At 34.1% G+C, this 14732-nt stretch carries 14 protein-coding genes; 11 read left to right on the forward strand and 3 right to left on the reverse strand.

What is annotated here, in order from left to right:
- Positions 1-22: 22 nt before the first annotated feature.
- The gene (locus CJ739_RS03720; RefSeq protein WP_117172701.1) at positions 23-2689 is read right to left on the reverse strand and encodes a valine--tRNA ligase; all 2667 of its coding nucleotides are present in this window, start codon (positions 2687-2689) and stop codon (positions 23-25) included.
- A gap of 316 nt (positions 2690-3005) precedes the next feature.
- On the opposite strand from CJ739_RS03720, the gene CJ739_RS03725 reads away from it, so the two are divergent.
- Complete coding sequence (locus tag CJ739_RS03725) at positions 3006-3431, forward strand: DUF1573 domain-containing protein (protein WP_117172702.1); 426 nt, start codon at positions 3006-3008, stop codon at positions 3429-3431.
- 57 nt (positions 3432-3488) lie between these two features.
- Here CJ739_RS03725 and CJ739_RS03730 read toward each other — a convergent pair whose 3' ends face one another.
- Complete coding sequence (locus CJ739_RS03730; RefSeq protein WP_236951594.1) at positions 3489-4793, reverse strand: PDZ domain-containing protein; 1305 nt, start codon at positions 4791-4793, stop codon at positions 3489-3491.
- A 162-nt stretch (positions 4794-4955) separates the two neighbouring features.
- On the opposite strand from CJ739_RS03730, the gene CJ739_RS03735 reads away from it, so the two are divergent.
- From CJ739_RS03735 to CJ739_RS03750, 4 genes are read left to right on the forward strand one after another with little or no spacing between them, the layout of a single operon-like run.
- Complete coding sequence (locus CJ739_RS03735) at positions 4956-6146, forward strand: pyridoxal phosphate-dependent aminotransferase (RefSeq protein WP_117172704.1); 1191 nt, start codon at positions 4956-4958, stop codon at positions 6144-6146.
- On the forward strand, positions 6146-7159 hold the full coding sequence (murB, locus tag CJ739_RS03740) for a UDP-N-acetylmuramate dehydrogenase (RefSeq protein ID WP_117172705.1): 1014 nt from the start codon (positions 6146-6148) through the stop codon (positions 7157-7159). Before CJ739_RS03735 ends, murB begins: the two co-directional genes overlap by 1 nt.
- Before the next feature lie 46 nt (positions 7160-7205).
- Positions 7206-7736: an RNA polymerase sigma factor gene (locus CJ739_RS03745; RefSeq protein ID WP_117172706.1), complete on the forward strand. Its 531-nt coding sequence runs from the start codon at positions 7206-7208 to the stop codon at positions 7734-7736.
- Between the two features lie 11 nt (positions 7737-7747).
- Positions 7748-8536, forward strand: coding sequence for an anti-sigma factor (locus CJ739_RS03750; RefSeq protein ID WP_117172707.1), 789 nt, complete (start codon positions 7748-7750; stop codon positions 8534-8536).
- A 91-nt stretch (positions 8537-8627) separates the two neighbouring features.
- On the opposite strand, the gene aqpZ is transcribed toward CJ739_RS03750, so the two are convergent.
- A complete protein-coding gene (aqpZ, locus tag CJ739_RS03755; protein ID WP_117172708.1) occupies positions 8628-9344 on the reverse strand; it encodes an aquaporin Z in 717 nt (238 codons plus the stop codon).
- Positions 9345-9663: 319 nt separating this feature from the next.
- On the opposite strand from aqpZ, the gene CJ739_RS03760 reads away from it, so the two are divergent.
- From CJ739_RS03760 to gap, 6 genes are read left to right on the forward strand one after another with little or no spacing between them, the layout of a single operon-like run.
- Entirely contained in the window at positions 9664-9867 is a 204-nt protein-coding gene (locus CJ739_RS03760; protein ID WP_117172709.1) for a membrane or secreted protein, read from the forward strand.
- Positions 9868-9873: 6 nt separating this feature from the next.
- The gene (locus CJ739_RS03765; protein WP_117172710.1) at positions 9874-10986 is read left to right on the forward strand and encodes a glycosyltransferase; all 1113 of its coding nucleotides are present in this window, start codon (positions 9874-9876) and stop codon (positions 10984-10986) included.
- Entirely contained in the window at positions 10977-11522 is a 546-nt protein-coding gene (locus tag CJ739_RS03770; RefSeq protein ID WP_117172711.1) for an RNA polymerase sigma factor, read from the forward strand. Before CJ739_RS03765 ends, CJ739_RS03770 begins: the two co-directional genes overlap by 10 nt.
- On the forward strand, positions 11523-12767 hold the full coding sequence (locus CJ739_RS03775) for an Nramp family divalent metal transporter (RefSeq protein WP_117172712.1): 1245 nt from the start codon (positions 11523-11525) through the stop codon (positions 12765-12767).
- A gap of 49 nt (positions 12768-12816) precedes the next feature.
- Positions 12817-13698, forward strand: a complete 882-nt coding sequence (gene lipA, locus CJ739_RS03780) for a lipoyl synthase (RefSeq protein ID WP_117172713.1) — start codon at positions 12817-12819, stop codon at positions 13696-13698.
- Positions 13699-13700: 2 nt separating this feature from the next.
- Positions 13701-14717, forward strand: coding sequence for a type I glyceraldehyde-3-phosphate dehydrogenase (gene gap / locus CJ739_RS03785; RefSeq protein WP_117172714.1), 1017 nt, complete (start codon positions 13701-13703; stop codon positions 14715-14717).
- Positions 14718-14732: the final 15 nt, after the last annotated feature.

The following is a 14732-nucleotide window of genomic DNA, read 5'->3' on the forward strand; positions in this document are numbered from 1 at the left end:
ACGAACCTTTCGAAAAAAACTCCTAACCCAAACTAGCCAAACTAGCTTTTAAAGTTTCCAGTTTAGCCAAGGCATCAGCTTCTTTTTTACGTTCATTGGCAATAACCTGTTCCGGTGCACCAGCTACAAAACGTTCGTTTGAGAGTTTCTTTTGCACCGATTTTAAAAAGCCTTCCGTATAATTTAACTCTTCCGTTAGTTTTTTAATTTCCTCTTCCACATTTACAGAACCTGCCATAGGCACAAAATACTCATTGGATTTTACCCTGAACGTTAAGGCACCATCTACAGTTTCAGAAACATAATTTATACCTTCCAGATTTCCGAGTTTAATAATCACCTCATCAAAGGTTGTATGGGCTTTTTCATTATTAATAACTGAAAAAGCAATGGCATCTTTAAAGGCTATATTTTTCTGGGCTCTTATATTCCTAATGCCTGAAATCACTTCCGAAGCAAATTCAAATTCGGTAATTAATGCTTCATTTATCGATTTTGGGTCTGGCCATTTTGAAATAATCAAAGCTTCTTCAGGCGTTCTTTCTGCGATATAATGCCAAATGTCTTCGGTTAAAAAGGGCATAAATGGATGCATTATTTTTAAGTTGTTTTCAAAAATGGCAATGGCACTTTTAAATGTTTTGGCATCTATTGGTTTTTGATATTCCGGTTTTATCATTTCTAAAAACCAACCACAAAAATCATCAAAAATCAGCTTGTAAATAGTCATTAATGCATCGCTTAATCGGTATTTACTAAAATGATCTTCTATTTCCAATAAAGCTTTTTGGAATTTAGATTCGTACCAATCTATCGCTATCTTGCTGGAATTTGGTTGCGGAATGGTACCATCAATCTCCCAACCATCAACCAAGCGGTAAGCGTTCCATACTTTATTTCCAAAACCTTTACCTTGTTGGCAAAGTGATTCATCAAACATCAAATCGTTACCTGCAGCTGAACTCAACAACAACCCTACGCGAACACCATCGGCGCCGTAATCGTCAATCAACTTTAAAGCATCAGGAGAATTGCCTAATTGCTTTGACATTTTTCTCCCTTGTTTATCACGAACCAACCCTGTTAAATAGACGTTTTCAAAAGGTTTTTCGCCTTTATATTCGTAGCCAGCAATAATCATACGGGCAACCCAAAAGAATAAAATATCGGGACCAGTCACTAAATCGTTGGTTGGATAGTAATATTTTATGTCTTTATTTTCTGGATTTCTAATACCATCAAACACACTCATGGGCCATAACCAAGATGAGAACCAGGTGTCTAAAGCATCCGTATCTTGAGTTAGGTTGCTGGTTGTTAGTTGTTGGTTGTTGGTTTTTTGTTTTGCTAATTTTAAAGCTTCCTCTATAGTTTCAGCAACTACAAAATGGTCTTTGCCGTCGCCATAATAATAGGCTGGAATTTGTTGTCCCCAAAGTAACTGACGGGAAATATTCCAATCGCGAATATTCTCCATCCAATGGCGGTAAGTGTTTTCAAATTTCTTAGGGAATAGTTTAATTTCAGCGTTTTCACCTAAAACAGCTTCAATGGCAGGTTTTACCAAATCTTCCATTTTCAAAAACCACTGATCTGATAATCGGGGTTCTATAACGGCTTTGGTTCTTTCTGAGGTTCCTACTTTATTAAGGTGGCTTTCGGTTTTAACCAAAAACCCTTTGTCTTCCAATTCTTTGGTAATCTCTTTTCTAACGACAAAGCGGTCTTTTCCTTGATAATGCAAACCAAAACTGTTAAGAGACGCATCATCATTAAAAATATCAATAACTTCAAGATTGTGTTTATCTCCTAAGCTTTTATCGTTTTCATCATGTGCCGGTGTTACTTTTAAACAGCCTGTACCGAACTCCATATCTACATAGTCATCTTCAATAATCGGAATGACACGATTGCAAATAGGCACTATGGCCTTTTTACCTTTTAAATGTTTAAAACGCTCATCATTCGGATTGATACAAATAGCAGTATCTCCAAAAATGGTTTCTGGGCGTGTTGTAGCGATCGTTAAATAGTCCTCCCCTTGCCCTTCTGAAGGCGGAGAACCATCTTCGGTGAGGATTTTATATTTTAAATAATATAAATTGCCTTGACGTTCTTCGTATATAACTTCTTCATCAGAAAGTGTTGTTTTTGCCTCAGGATCCCAATTAACCATACGGTATCCTCTATAAATCAGTCCTTTGTTAAACAAATCAACAAACACTTTGATAACCGCTTCACTCATATCGTCATCCATAGTGAATTTGGTTCTATCCCAATCACATGAACATCCTAATTTTTTGAGTTGCTCTAGAATGACGCCACCATATTCGTGCGTCCAATCCCATGCATGCTTTAAAAATTCTTCACGAGATAAATTATTTTTATCAATGCCTTGTTCCTTTAGTTTAGCAACTACTTTGGCTTCGGTAGCAATAGATGCATGATCTGTACCAGGGACCCAACAGGCATTTTTACCTTGCAAACGAGCACGACGAATCAATACATCTTGAATCGTATTATTAAGCATATGCCCCATGTGCAGTACGCCAGTGACATTTGGCGGCGGAATTACAATGGTATATGGCTCCCTTTCGTCTGGTTCTGAATGAAAGTAATTATGTTTCATCCAGTAGTTATACCACTTAGTTTCTACCTGACTTGCATCATATTTTGAAGGCATTTGCATACTTTGGAATAGTTTTTGAATAATAATTCGCAAAAGTACTTATATTTCTTTTTGTATAAAAGATAAATACAGGTTGATAAAAACAACCCTGTATTATTTTAACAATTTTTAATAATTATAATAGAAAAGTTATATGTACTTTTAACCAATACGTTTGCAAAAAAAACCAGTACTTTGACCTATTATTTTTGCTGTTTATAGAAAAAATAAGTATGTTTGGAGTGAATTTTAATGCAAAAAAGACTGTTATTATGGCTTAAATGACTGAGTCATCAACATCTAAAAGAAGCAAAACAACAAAGCAAATACAATAACAATGAAAAAATTATTTACAGTTTTATTTATCGGATTAGTAAGTTTAGCTATTAATGCACAAGAAAAGGTAGCTAAAATCGAGTTTAAATCGGACACTATAGATTACGGAACTATTGAAAAAGGTTCTAATGGGGTGCGTGTTTTCGAATTTACGAATACAGGTAATGCGCCTTTAATAATATCCAATGTGACTTCTAGTTGTGGCTGTACTATTCCTAAAAAACCCGATGCTCCTATTTTACCTGGGAAAACTGGAGAAATTGAGGTAAAGTATGACACCAATAGAGTTAATCCTATAAGAAAAACAATTACGGTTATCTCTAATGCAGATACACCAACTGTTGCCTTAAAAATTAAAGGTGAAGTTGTAGACACTAAAAGTGGTAGTGTACTTGAAAAAACAGAGAAAAGTGTTGTACAGCAATAAAAAAATAAAATACAATTTATAAAAAGTCCCTAAGTGTTTACTTAGGGACTTTTTCATTTAAAATGGGTTTTCTAAGTTAAAGCTAAAGTTCATTTCTTTTCCTTTCCTATCTACTTTTAGCTTTATGTGTTTCCCAGCATCATCATAAAACTTGTGCATAACATCCTGCAACGAAAACTGATGTGTTGGTTTATTATTTATTCTTAAAACAACATCCCCAATAAGTAAACCTGCTTTTTTAGCGGGAGAACCATCGCGTAATTCTACAATAGTATATGCTGGTTTTAACGACACTTTATACTGAGTATCAAAAACAATTTTAGTGTTATTTCTGGCATCATCACTCCCCATTATCCCCGATCTTTCTTTTAAAATCCTATCGTCTATTTCTTTAACCAGCCTCACACCGTCGTGTGCCAGCTCAATACCACTCTTATTGTAATTGAATTTTTCTTTAAATAAAGCATTTTTTTTAAGTGTAATGAGTGCTCTTTGATAGTCGAAAATAATATTAAATCGCTTCAAAGCATTCCCTGCCAAACTTCCATTTCGGCTCTTAAATTTTCTTGCAAATGAAATTGATGCACTATCAGGATAGGCAACGTTGGCATTTTCTAAAACAAAACTCTTTAATGATAACGCATCAATTTTAGTACGCTTTCCATACACGCTTCCGCTTAACCCATGTCCCAAAAAATCATTAAAAAAAGCATCGCTTGATTTAATACCTAATGAATCGTTTTCAAACAACCATAACGCATCGCTTCCTCCTGAATCTATTAAAAGCTTCACTGGTATTTTTTTATTGTCAATGGTAACTTCTACATTTATATATGGTTTGCTGTTGTAGAATTCTAAATTAAAAGTCTCGCACTTTCTACATTTTTTATACCGATAGGCTTCAGGCTCGGTTAACTTTAAATATTTCCTTGAATAGTTTACCTCAACTATAAGATCTCTAAAAACATCATTACCTATAATACCATGAACGGGAAACCCTAGTTTGGGAGCTAAATCTAAATTAGCCTCAAATATGGCATATAACTCCTGTTTTAGATTTATAGCATCACCTATTTTAATAACATTATCATCAGATTTTAATGCTTCAACCAATTCCCCTTCACCCAAGCCTCTTAAAAAAATAGTTTCGGTGTTTTTAATTTTTAAAGTATCAGAAACGTTTAAAAAATTAAAAATAATGGCCTTACTCACACCTGTATCCAATAAAAAAGAAAGTGTAACACCATTAATTTCTACAGGAATAATGATTAAATTATTTATAAGTTTAAACTTTACCTTATCTGATCTGTGTTTATTTTGAATAGTAAATTTCCCCTGTGAAAAACCAAGGTTATTCAACAAAAAAACAACCCATATAAAAATCACAAACCTTTTCATAGAAAATAATCACTGGTTAGATTCATTCAATTTACAAATCTTTATGACATCTAATTTATTTTTAGCTCACTTTTTAAAAAAACTTTAAGATAATTTTCTCAACTTTGCGCCTCATAATTAATAAAAATGCCAACTATATCTAGAAAAGGGCTTTTAATGCCCGAATCACCTATACGTAAACTAGTTCCTTATGCAGAACAAGCCACTAAGAATGGAAAGGCTATTTACTATTTAAACATAGGACAACCTGATATAAAAACACCCGAAGTCGCCTTAAATGCGGTTAGAGAAAATGATGTAGAGATACTTTCATATTCGAGATCTGAAGGTTCTGATACTTACAGGAAAAAATTAGCTGCTTATTATAATAAATATGATATTAAAGTATCTCATGAAGATATTATAGTAACCACTGGCGCTAGTGAAGGTTTATTATTTTTGTTTAGCAGCATCATGGATCCGGGAGATGAAGTTATTATTTCTGAGCCTTTTTATGCTAATTACATTGCGTTTTCAACCTCATCGGGCGTTAACGTTGTACCAGCTATTTGTAGTATTGAAGATAATTTCGCATTACCTTCCATCGAAACTTTCGAAAAACTAATTACACCAAAAACCAAGGCTATTTTAATTTGTAACCCAGGAAATCCAACGGGTTATTTATATTCGAAAGAAGAAATAGAAAAACTGGCTGCTTTGGCAATTAAGCACGATTTATTTTTAGTTGCCGACGAAGTGTATCGCGAGTTTGTTTACGATGGCAACACCCACTACTCTATTATGCAAGTAGATGGACTGGAAGAACATGCCGTAGTGATTGACTCGGTATCAAAACGATACAGCATGTGCGGTGCGCGTGTTGGCTGTTTGGTTTCTAAAAATAAAACCGTTTTAAAAACCGTTTTAAAATTTGCACAGGCACGTTTAAGTCCGCCAACCTACGCACAAATTGCTAGTGAAGCTGCTTTAGATACGCCTCAAAGTTATTTTGATGATGTTATTGCTGAATATGTTGATAGACGCGACACCCTTATTAAAGAATTACTAAAAATTGATGGTGTAAAAGTAGCAAAACCAAAAGGTGCCTTTTATTGCATTGTAGAATTGCCCATAAAAAACTCGGACGATTTTGCGCAGTGGCTTTTGGAACATTTTGATATTAATGGTGAAACCGTAATGGTTGCCCCTGCTGGCGGGTTTTACTCCACACCTGGTTTGGGATTAAACCAAGTACGTATAGCGTACGTACTCAAAAAAGAAAGCTTAATAAAAGCCGTACATATTTTAAAAGAAGCTCTTAAAGTTTATAAAGATTAGTGCAAATTCAACAAAACATATCTCTAAAGCCTTTTAATACCTTTGGTATTGATGTTTCTGCTAACTATTTTGTATCGGTTTCTACTATTGAAGAATTAAAACACATTCTATCCTTAAAAGATTATCGAAATAAACTTGTTTTAGGCGGTGGTAGTAATATGTTGCTTACCAAGGATTTTGAAGGACTTGTTATCCATATTAATCTTAAGGGAATTGAAATAGTTTTTGAAGATTCCGATTTTGTATTTGTAAAAGCAAATGCGGGTGAAAATTGGCATGAGTTTGTACTTTGGTGTATTAATAATGATTTTGGAGGTATTGAAAACTTAGCGTTAATTCCAGGTAATGTTGGCACAACACCTATTCAAAATATTGGTGCTTATGGTGTGGAAATTAAAGATACGTTCGAGTCTTGCGATGCCATTTCCATAGAAAAACATGCTATAGAAACCTTTAAAAAACAAGATTGTCATTTCGATTATAGAAACTCCATCTTCAAAAATGAAGCAAAAGGCAAATACATAGTTACCAGCGTTACATTCAAACTAACCAAACAAAACCACCAACTTCATATAAATTATGGTACTATTGCCTCCGAATTGGAAGCTATGCACATTAAGAATCCAACCATTCAAGATATTTCAAAAGCTGTAATTTCCATTCGTGAAAGCAAATTACCAAATCCGAAAATTATTGGAAATAGTGGCAGTTTCTTTAAAAACCCGGTTGTACCTATAACGCATTACAACAAATTACTTCAAAATTTTGCAGATATGCCTAGTTACCCGGTTTCGAACACTGAAGTAAAAATTCCTGCGGGTTGGCTTATTGAAAAAGCAGGCTTTAAAGGCAAACGTTTTGGTAACTATGGCGTTCATAAAAACCAAGCTTTAGTACTTGTAAATTACGGGAAGGCTAAGGGTTCAGATATTTTAAACCTTTCAATTTTAATACAAGAAACAATTAAGCGTCTTTTTGATGTTTATATAGAAGCCGAAGTAAATATCATATAATACCAAAGAAATCTCTAACTTTGACAATATTTAAATTGAATTTACCTTGATCTCATCCATAGAAAAAGAAATAGTTAGCCTGTTGGAACGTGGTGACAAAAAAGCCATTACCATACTGTATGAAAACTATGCAGATGCCTTATATGGTGTTATAAAAAAAATTATAGCAGACGACGATACAGCGCAAGATGTGCTTCAAGAAAGTTTCGTAAAAATATGGCGGTACTCAAAAAAATACGATTCCAGTAAAGCAAAACTCTTTACTTGGCTTTACCGAATAGCCTATAATACTGCTATAGATAAAGTGAGATCGCAAAAAAACAAAGACGGTAAAGAAGTCCAAATAGAAAATTCCAACGTATATAAGATATCAGCAGACGAATTAAATCAGGATGTCATGGACATGCAAAAACACCTGAATAGTTTGGACGAAAAATATCAAATAGTAATAAATGCACTCTTTTTTGAGGGCATGACCCAACAAGAAGCCAGCGAAGAACTAGACATTCCGCTGGGTACTATAAAATCGAGATTAAAAATTGGATTGCGCGAATTGAAAAAAATTTACAGTCCTTAATTAAACCAGTCATGAATGCGAAAATAATTACTTTTTTAAATTCTGGTCTATTAGAAAAATACCTATTGGACAATACGACCTCTGCCGAAACAGAAACGGTTGAGTCTTATATTTCAAAATATCCAGAAGTACAGAATGCTTACAATACATTACAACACAATCTAGAAATAGTTGCAAAAAGTAATGCTATTGAAGCCCCTAAAAGCATCTTAAATAATATTTTAGATGAACTTGATGAAGCACCAATTGTAAAGATGAATGCTACGACTAGACAAAAGTTATGGTACAAATTTAGTGTTGCTGCCAGTATAGCTGCTTTAATATTTGCAGGAAATTCTTATTTCTTGCATTTAAAAAACGAAAAGTTAGCCGAAGAAAACCAAATAGTGGTTGATGAAATTTTCGACTTGCGTAGCGATATTGATGCAAACAACAAAAAGTTAGACAACATTATGCAACAATTTATGGAGCTTAATGATCCCGACACCTATAAATACATCATGCAAGGTAACGGTCGTGCAAAAAACCTAAAAACGGTGGCTTATATAAATCCTAAAGATAAAACATCGATGATAGATGTGGTATCATTACCTCAATTACCAGAAGAGCAATGCTACCAAATTTGGGCAGAGCTACAAGGGAAAATGGTTAGCTTAGGTATTTTAACAGATGCAGACAGGCAACTTAAAAAAATTCCATATACCGAAAATGCTTTGGGCTTAAATATTACCATAGAACCAAAGGGTGGTAATACCGTTGCATCGTTAGACAATACCGTCGCCGAAATAGATTTACAATAGTTATAATAATATAAAACCCATTAAGAAAAAGCCTCATTTGACATTCAAAAATGAGGCTTTTTTATGCTTTTAGATGGTAGCTATAATGACTTTAGGCTTCCTTTAAATTTGTTTGAAGCAAAAATTTATAGATTATCCCTCCAGCTACCGCTCCTAAAATAGGCGCCACCCAAAACAACCATAATTGGGAAATTGCTGGTCCACCTACAAAAATTGCTTGCGAAAGCGATCTAGCAGGGTTTACCGAGGTATTTGTAATAGGAATAGAAATTAAATGTATAAGCGTTAACCCCAAACCAATAGCAATTCCTGCAAATTTTCCGTTAGCCAATTTATCTGTTGCCCCCATAATAATTATAAGGAAAAACATGGTTAGTAAAAATTCGGTTAAAAACGCTGCATTCATACTATAGCTTTTATCAAAATATACGGCATGGTCGTAAAAATTAGTTGCAAAAGCGCCATAATCGTTACCTCCTGTGCCACTATTTATTATATACAAAGCACCAGCTGCTCCAATAGCTCCAATACATTGGGCAATTATATAAGGTATGACTTCTTTTATTGAATGTTTGCCTCCTGCCAACAACCCTAAAGTAACCGCTGGATTAAAATGTCCACCAGAAATATGCCCCACAGCATAGGCCATAGTTAAAACAGTAAGTCCAAAGGCTAAAGAAACGCCTATTAATAAAATTCCAATTTGTCCACTATCGGATGGCGCAATTTGAGAAGCAAAAATAGCACTTCCGCAACCGCCAAAAACCAGCCAAAAGGTTCCAAAAAATTCAGCAAATAATTTTTTCATAAGTTAATATTTAAAAGTTAAATGATTAAATGTAGTAAATTATTTAAAGAACTTGTTCAAACTTTTTTAATTGAAGCTAAAATCGGTCATTTAGTATTAGGTTGAAGGCTTTTTTGAGTTGCATAGCAGGGCTACGGAAGGAATAAAAAGACTAAAAGCAAGTGCAAAAGGGCATTTTTTTAGTCAATAATGAAAAGCTTAAACAAGTTCAATACCCAACACACAAAAAAGCAGAATTGTCACAATCAAGTTTTCATTCAACAAACTTTTAGAAATTATTAGTTAAATGCTTTATCTTTGCAGTAAATTATATAGACAGATGAAACTTCTTTTAATAACAATCGTTTTATTAGGATTAGGAATTGCAGGAATTGCCATAAAAATTTGGGCTAAAAAAGACGGCAAATTTGCTGGTACATGTGCAAGCCAAAACCCCATGCTTAATAAAGATGGGGAAAGCTGTGGTTTTTGTGGAAAAACTCCAGACCAATTTAGCGATTGCAACGAACCTCAACATTCATAATCTTTTATGAATTTTATTGATTTTGTTTATTATGGCTTTATCGCTGTAGTTGCTATTCAAGTTGTTTATTATGTGTTTTTCTTCTCAAAGTTTGCCTTTATAAAACCTAAAAAGGAACCAACAAAAAAAATCCCTGTATCGGTAATTATCTGTGCTAAAAACGAAGCCAAAAATCTTCAAAACTTTTTGCCTTCTGTTATTTCCCAAAGTTACCCAGATTTTGAAATTGTTTTAATTAACGATGCTTCTACAGATGATACACTTGAGGTTATAGAAGCTTTTGCAGCTAACCATAGTAACATAAAAATTGTTGATGTTAAAAATATTGAAGCCTTCTGGGGAAATAAAAAATATGCATTAACACTTGGTATTAAAGCATCGAAAAACGATCATCTTCTGTTTACCGATGCCGATTGCAAACCCCTTTCAAAATATTGGATACACGATATGTGTACACATTTTAATGACGAACAAACCATTGTTTTAGGCTATGGAGCTTATTCCAAAATTAAAAAATCATTTTTAAACAAACTTATCCGTTTTGAAACTTTAGTTACGGCGGTTCAGTATTTTTCGTTTGCAAAAGCAGGTATTCCGTATATGGGTGTTGGCCGTAATTTAGCCTATGCAAGAAAGGAGTTTTTTAATGCGAATGGTTTTATTAATCACATAAAACTGCGTTCGGGCGACGATGATTTATTTATAAACCAAATCGCAACCAAAAGCAATACAGCCATCTGTTTATCTGCAAATAGCTTTACCCAATCATTACCCAAAACAACCTTTAGCGACTGGATAAAACAAAAAAGAAGACATATTTCTACTGCAAAATTTTACAAATTAAGTCATAAAATTTTATTGGCGTTACTTTACATTTCACAATTACTTTTTTGGGTTCTTGCCCCCATTCTTCTTATTGCTCTATTTAAGTGGCAAATTGTAATTGGCCTTATTTTAATAAAACTTACTCTACAATACACTATGTTTGGCATGTCGGCAAAAAAGTTGGAAGAGCAAGACCTAATAATTATGCTTCCTTTTTTAGAAGTTTTTTTAATTATAACACAATTAACTATCTTTATAAATAATCTTATCTCAAAACCTAATCATTGGAAGTAAACGAAGCCATTAAACGTGCCAAGGAAAACGACCAAAAAGCATTTAATTTTTTATTGGATACCTTTTGGGATGATGTGTATGGTTTTCAATTAAAGCGTGTTCAAAATGAAAATGATGCCGAAGATATCACCATTCAAACATTTTCTAAAGCCTTTGATAGAATTGAAACCTACAACAGCAGTTTTAAGTTTAAAACTTGGCTAATTACCATTTCAAAAAACATTCATATAGATTTATTACGGAAGGAAAAAAACTCTATTTCCCAGATTATATCTAATGATGACAAATCGGTATATCAAATTTTAGATGAATCCCCTTCTCCCGAAGATGAACTGATAACCGAGCAGCATTTAGCAAAATTACTACGCGACATAAAAAAATTAAAACCACATTATCAAGAAATTATAAACTTACGTTACTTTCAAGAGCTGAGTTATAAAGAAATTTCAATCCAGCTTAAAGAACCCATAAATAATGTAAAAGTGAAGTTGTTGCGTGCTAAAAAATTATTGTCTGAAATTATTCAGGAAAAATAGATGATTACTAAACTTAAAAACCTTGGTCCTGGTCTATTGTTTGCTGGTGCAGCCATTGGCGTTTCGCACTTAGTACAATCAACACGTGCTGGTGCCGATTTTGGCTTAGGTCTATTATGGGCATTACTTTTAGTGAACGTATGTAAATACCCGTTTTTTCAATTTGGCCCGCGTTACGCAACTGCAACTGGTGAAAGCTTATTAGATGGGTATAATAAATTAGGAAAAAGTGTTTTGGTAATTTATTACATTCTTAATTTAGCCACCATGTTTACCATACAAACTGCAGTAACCATTGTAACAGCCGGTTTAGCCTCTAGTCTTTTTGGTGATTTTGAAGCTTTTTCTATTGGAAACAAAACAATAAACAGCATTGAAATATGGACCGTTATCATACTTTTTATTTGTTTAATTATTTTAACGCTTGGTAAGTACAAACTTTTAGACAGGTTAATGAAAGTCATCATCATTACTTTAACCATTAGTACTATTTTAGCGGTAAGCATCGCATTATTAAATAACAACGCCCCCCTTTCTTTTCAACAGATATTGCCCACAAACACCATAGAAATAGGGTTTCTTATAGCTTTTATGGGGTGGATGCCCGCACCTCTGGATGTTTCGGTATGGCAATCGATTTGGGCTATTGAAAAAAATGAGGAAACCAAACAATATTCACCTAAATCGGCTTTATTTGATTTTAATATTGGTTATTTAGGCACCATACTTATAGGCATTGGATTTCTACTTTTAGGAACCTTAGTCATGTACCACAGCGGAGAAACCTTTAGCAATTCAGCAAGTATATTTTCTGGTCAGCTAATAAACATGTATACACGAAGTCTTGGTAATTGGGCATATGTAATCATTGGTATAGCTGCTTTTACAACCATGTTTAGCACTACTTTAACAACTTTGGATGCGTCGCCAAGAGCCATGGCAAAAACAACCACCTTGCTATTTGAAAAATCCTCAAAGTTTAATTACACATTTTGGATTGCTTTATTATCCATAGGAACGGTATTCGTTTTTCTGTTTTTCGCTTCCGAAATGGGTTTATTAATTAAGATAGCAACCATTTTATCGTTCATTACCGCGCCCTTTTATGCCATCATAAATTATATCTTGATTTCCAGCAAACACACACCAAAAGAATGGCATCCATCAAAAAAACTACACCTATTAAGTTTATTGGGTATTGCTTTTTTAATAGGATTTAGTGTATGGTATCTCATATCTTTATAAGATACTTTTAAAAGAATACTTTGTATCTTTGTGCTTTATTTTTAAAGACATGGATTCAGAAACCGTTTCAAATATTTTACCGGAAGAACGTCAAGCTAAACCCAAATGGTTACGTGTAAAGCTTCCAACAGGAAAAAAATACACCGAACTAAGGGGATTAGTAGATAAATACAAACTAAACACCATTTGCACCTCCGGTAGTTGCCCAAATATGGGTGAATGTTGGGGCGAAGGTACCGCAACCTTTATGATTTTAGGAAACGTTTGTACCCGTTCTTGTGGCTTTTGTGGTGTAAAAACTGGCAGACCAGAAACTGTAGATTGGGATGAACCCGAAAAAGTAGCGCGTTCTATAAAAATCATGAATATCAAACACGCCGTTTTAACTAGTGTTGATAGAGACGATTTAAAAGACATGGGAAGTATTATGTGGTCTGAAACTGTGAAAGCCGTAAGAAGAATGAATCCCGAAACCACTTTAGAAACACTTATCCCTGATTTTCAAGGCATTGAACAACATATTGATAGAATTATTGATGTCGCTCCAGAAGTGGTATCCCACAATATAGAAACCGTTAGGCGCCTAACCCGTGAAGTACGTATTCAAGCGCAATATGATAGAAGTATGGGGGTTTTAAAATATCTAAAGCAACAAGGGCAACGACGCACAAAATCGGGCATTATGCTTGGTTTGGGTGAAACCCGCGAAGAAGTTATCCAAACGCTTCACGATTTAAAAGCGAATGATGTAGATGTGGTTACTATTGGACAATACCTGCAACCAAGTAAAAAACATTTGCCTGTAAAACAATTTATCAATCCAGATCAATTTAAAGAATACGAAGAAATTGGTTTAGAATTAGGCTTTCGCCATGTAGAAAGTAGTGCGCTAGTGCGTTCTTCTTATAAAGCTCAAAAACACATTAATTAGTTATGATTAATATAGCTATCAATGGATTTGGTAGAATAGGTAGGCGTGTTTTTAGACTACTTCAAGAGTATAAAGACATTCAAGTTGTCGCCATAAATGATTTAGCCGATGCTAGAACATTAAGCCATTTACTTAAGTACGATAGTGTTCATGGAGGTTTTAACGGTGTTGTTTCTCATGACCAAACCCATATTATTGTTAATAATAAAAAAGTGGTACTGTTAAATCACAATCATCCCAAAGACATTAATTGGAAACCTTTTAATGTCGATTTTGTTATTGAAGCCACCGGAAAGTTCAAAACAAAGTCCGATTTACAAAACCACATAAATAACGGTGCTGAAAGTGTTATTTTAAGTGTGCCGCCAATTGAAGACGCTATTAAAACTATTGTAATGGGCGTAAACGATGAAAGTATTGATGGTACAGAAACCATTATTTCCAACGCTTCGTGTACCACTAACAATGCAGCGCCAATGATTGATGTTATAAATAAGCTTTGTGGCATCAACCAAGCATACATTACCACAGTTCATTCCTATACCACAGACCAAAGTTTACACGACCAGCCTCATAGAGATTTACGTAGGTCTCGTGCCGCAAGTCAATCCATAGTACCTACTACTACCGGAGCAGCAAAAGCCTTAACAAAAATATTCCCTGAACTATCTGATGTTATTGGAGGTTGTGGCATTAGAGTGCCTGTTATAAACGGTTCTTTAACCGATATCACTTTTAATGTAAAAAAGAACGTATCTATAGAAACCATTAATAAGGCATTTAAAGAAGCAGCTGAAAATCAATATAAGGGTATTATAGAATACACAGAAGATCCTATCGTTTCTATTGACATTGTTGGTAATACACATTCCTGTATTTTCGACTCCGATATGACGTCGGTTATAGGAAATATGGTAAAAATAATAGGTTGGTACGATAACGAAACTGGCTATTCTAAAAGAATAATTGACTTAATGTGTAATTTATCGAAGAAAAAGAATGCTTTATCGATAAAATAATTATATTTGTCTGTA

The organism is Mariniflexile sp. TRM1-10 (assembly GCF_003425985.1).
Lineage (GTDB): Bacteria > Bacteroidota > Bacteroidia > Flavobacteriales > Flavobacteriaceae > Mariniflexile.

What these genes read in the sequence shown, in the direction of transcription:
- CJ739_RS03725 (WP_117172702.1), top strand. Translation starts at nt 3,006, where the DNA reads ATGAAAAAATTATTTACAGTTTTATTTATCGGATTAGTAAGTTTAGCT.
- CJ739_RS03765 (WP_117172710.1), top strand. Translation starts at nt 9,874, where the DNA reads ATGAATTTTATTGATTTTGTTTATTATGGCTTTATCGCTGTAGTTGCT.
- lipA (WP_117172713.1), top strand. Translation starts at nt 12,817, where the DNA reads ATGGATTCAGAAACCGTTTCAAATATTTTACCGGAAGAACGTCAAGCT.
- CJ739_RS03775 (WP_117172712.1), top strand. Translation starts at nt 11,523, where the DNA reads ATGATTACTAAACTTAAAAACCTTGGTCCTGGTCTATTGTTTGCTGGT.
- gap (WP_117172714.1), top strand. Translation starts at nt 13,701, where the DNA reads ATGATTAATATAGCTATCAATGGATTTGGTAGAATAGGTAGGCGTGTT.
- aqpZ (WP_117172708.1), bottom strand. Translation starts at nt 9,344, where the DNA reads ATGAAAAAATTATTTGCTGAATTTTTTGGAACCTTTTGGCTGGTTTTT.
- CJ739_RS03760 (WP_117172709.1), top strand. Translation starts at nt 9,664, where the DNA reads ATGAAACTTCTTTTAATAACAATCGTTTTATTAGGATTAGGAATTGCA.
- CJ739_RS03720 (WP_117172701.1), bottom strand. Translation starts at nt 2,689, where the DNA reads ATGCAAATGCCTTCAAAATATGATGCAAGTCAGGTAGAAACTAAGTGG.
- CJ739_RS03735 (WP_117172704.1), top strand. Translation starts at nt 4,956, where the DNA reads ATGCCAACTATATCTAGAAAAGGGCTTTTAATGCCCGAATCACCTATA.
- CJ739_RS03750 (WP_117172707.1), top strand. Translation starts at nt 7,748, where the DNA reads ATGAATGCGAAAATAATTACTTTTTTAAATTCTGGTCTATTAGAAAAA.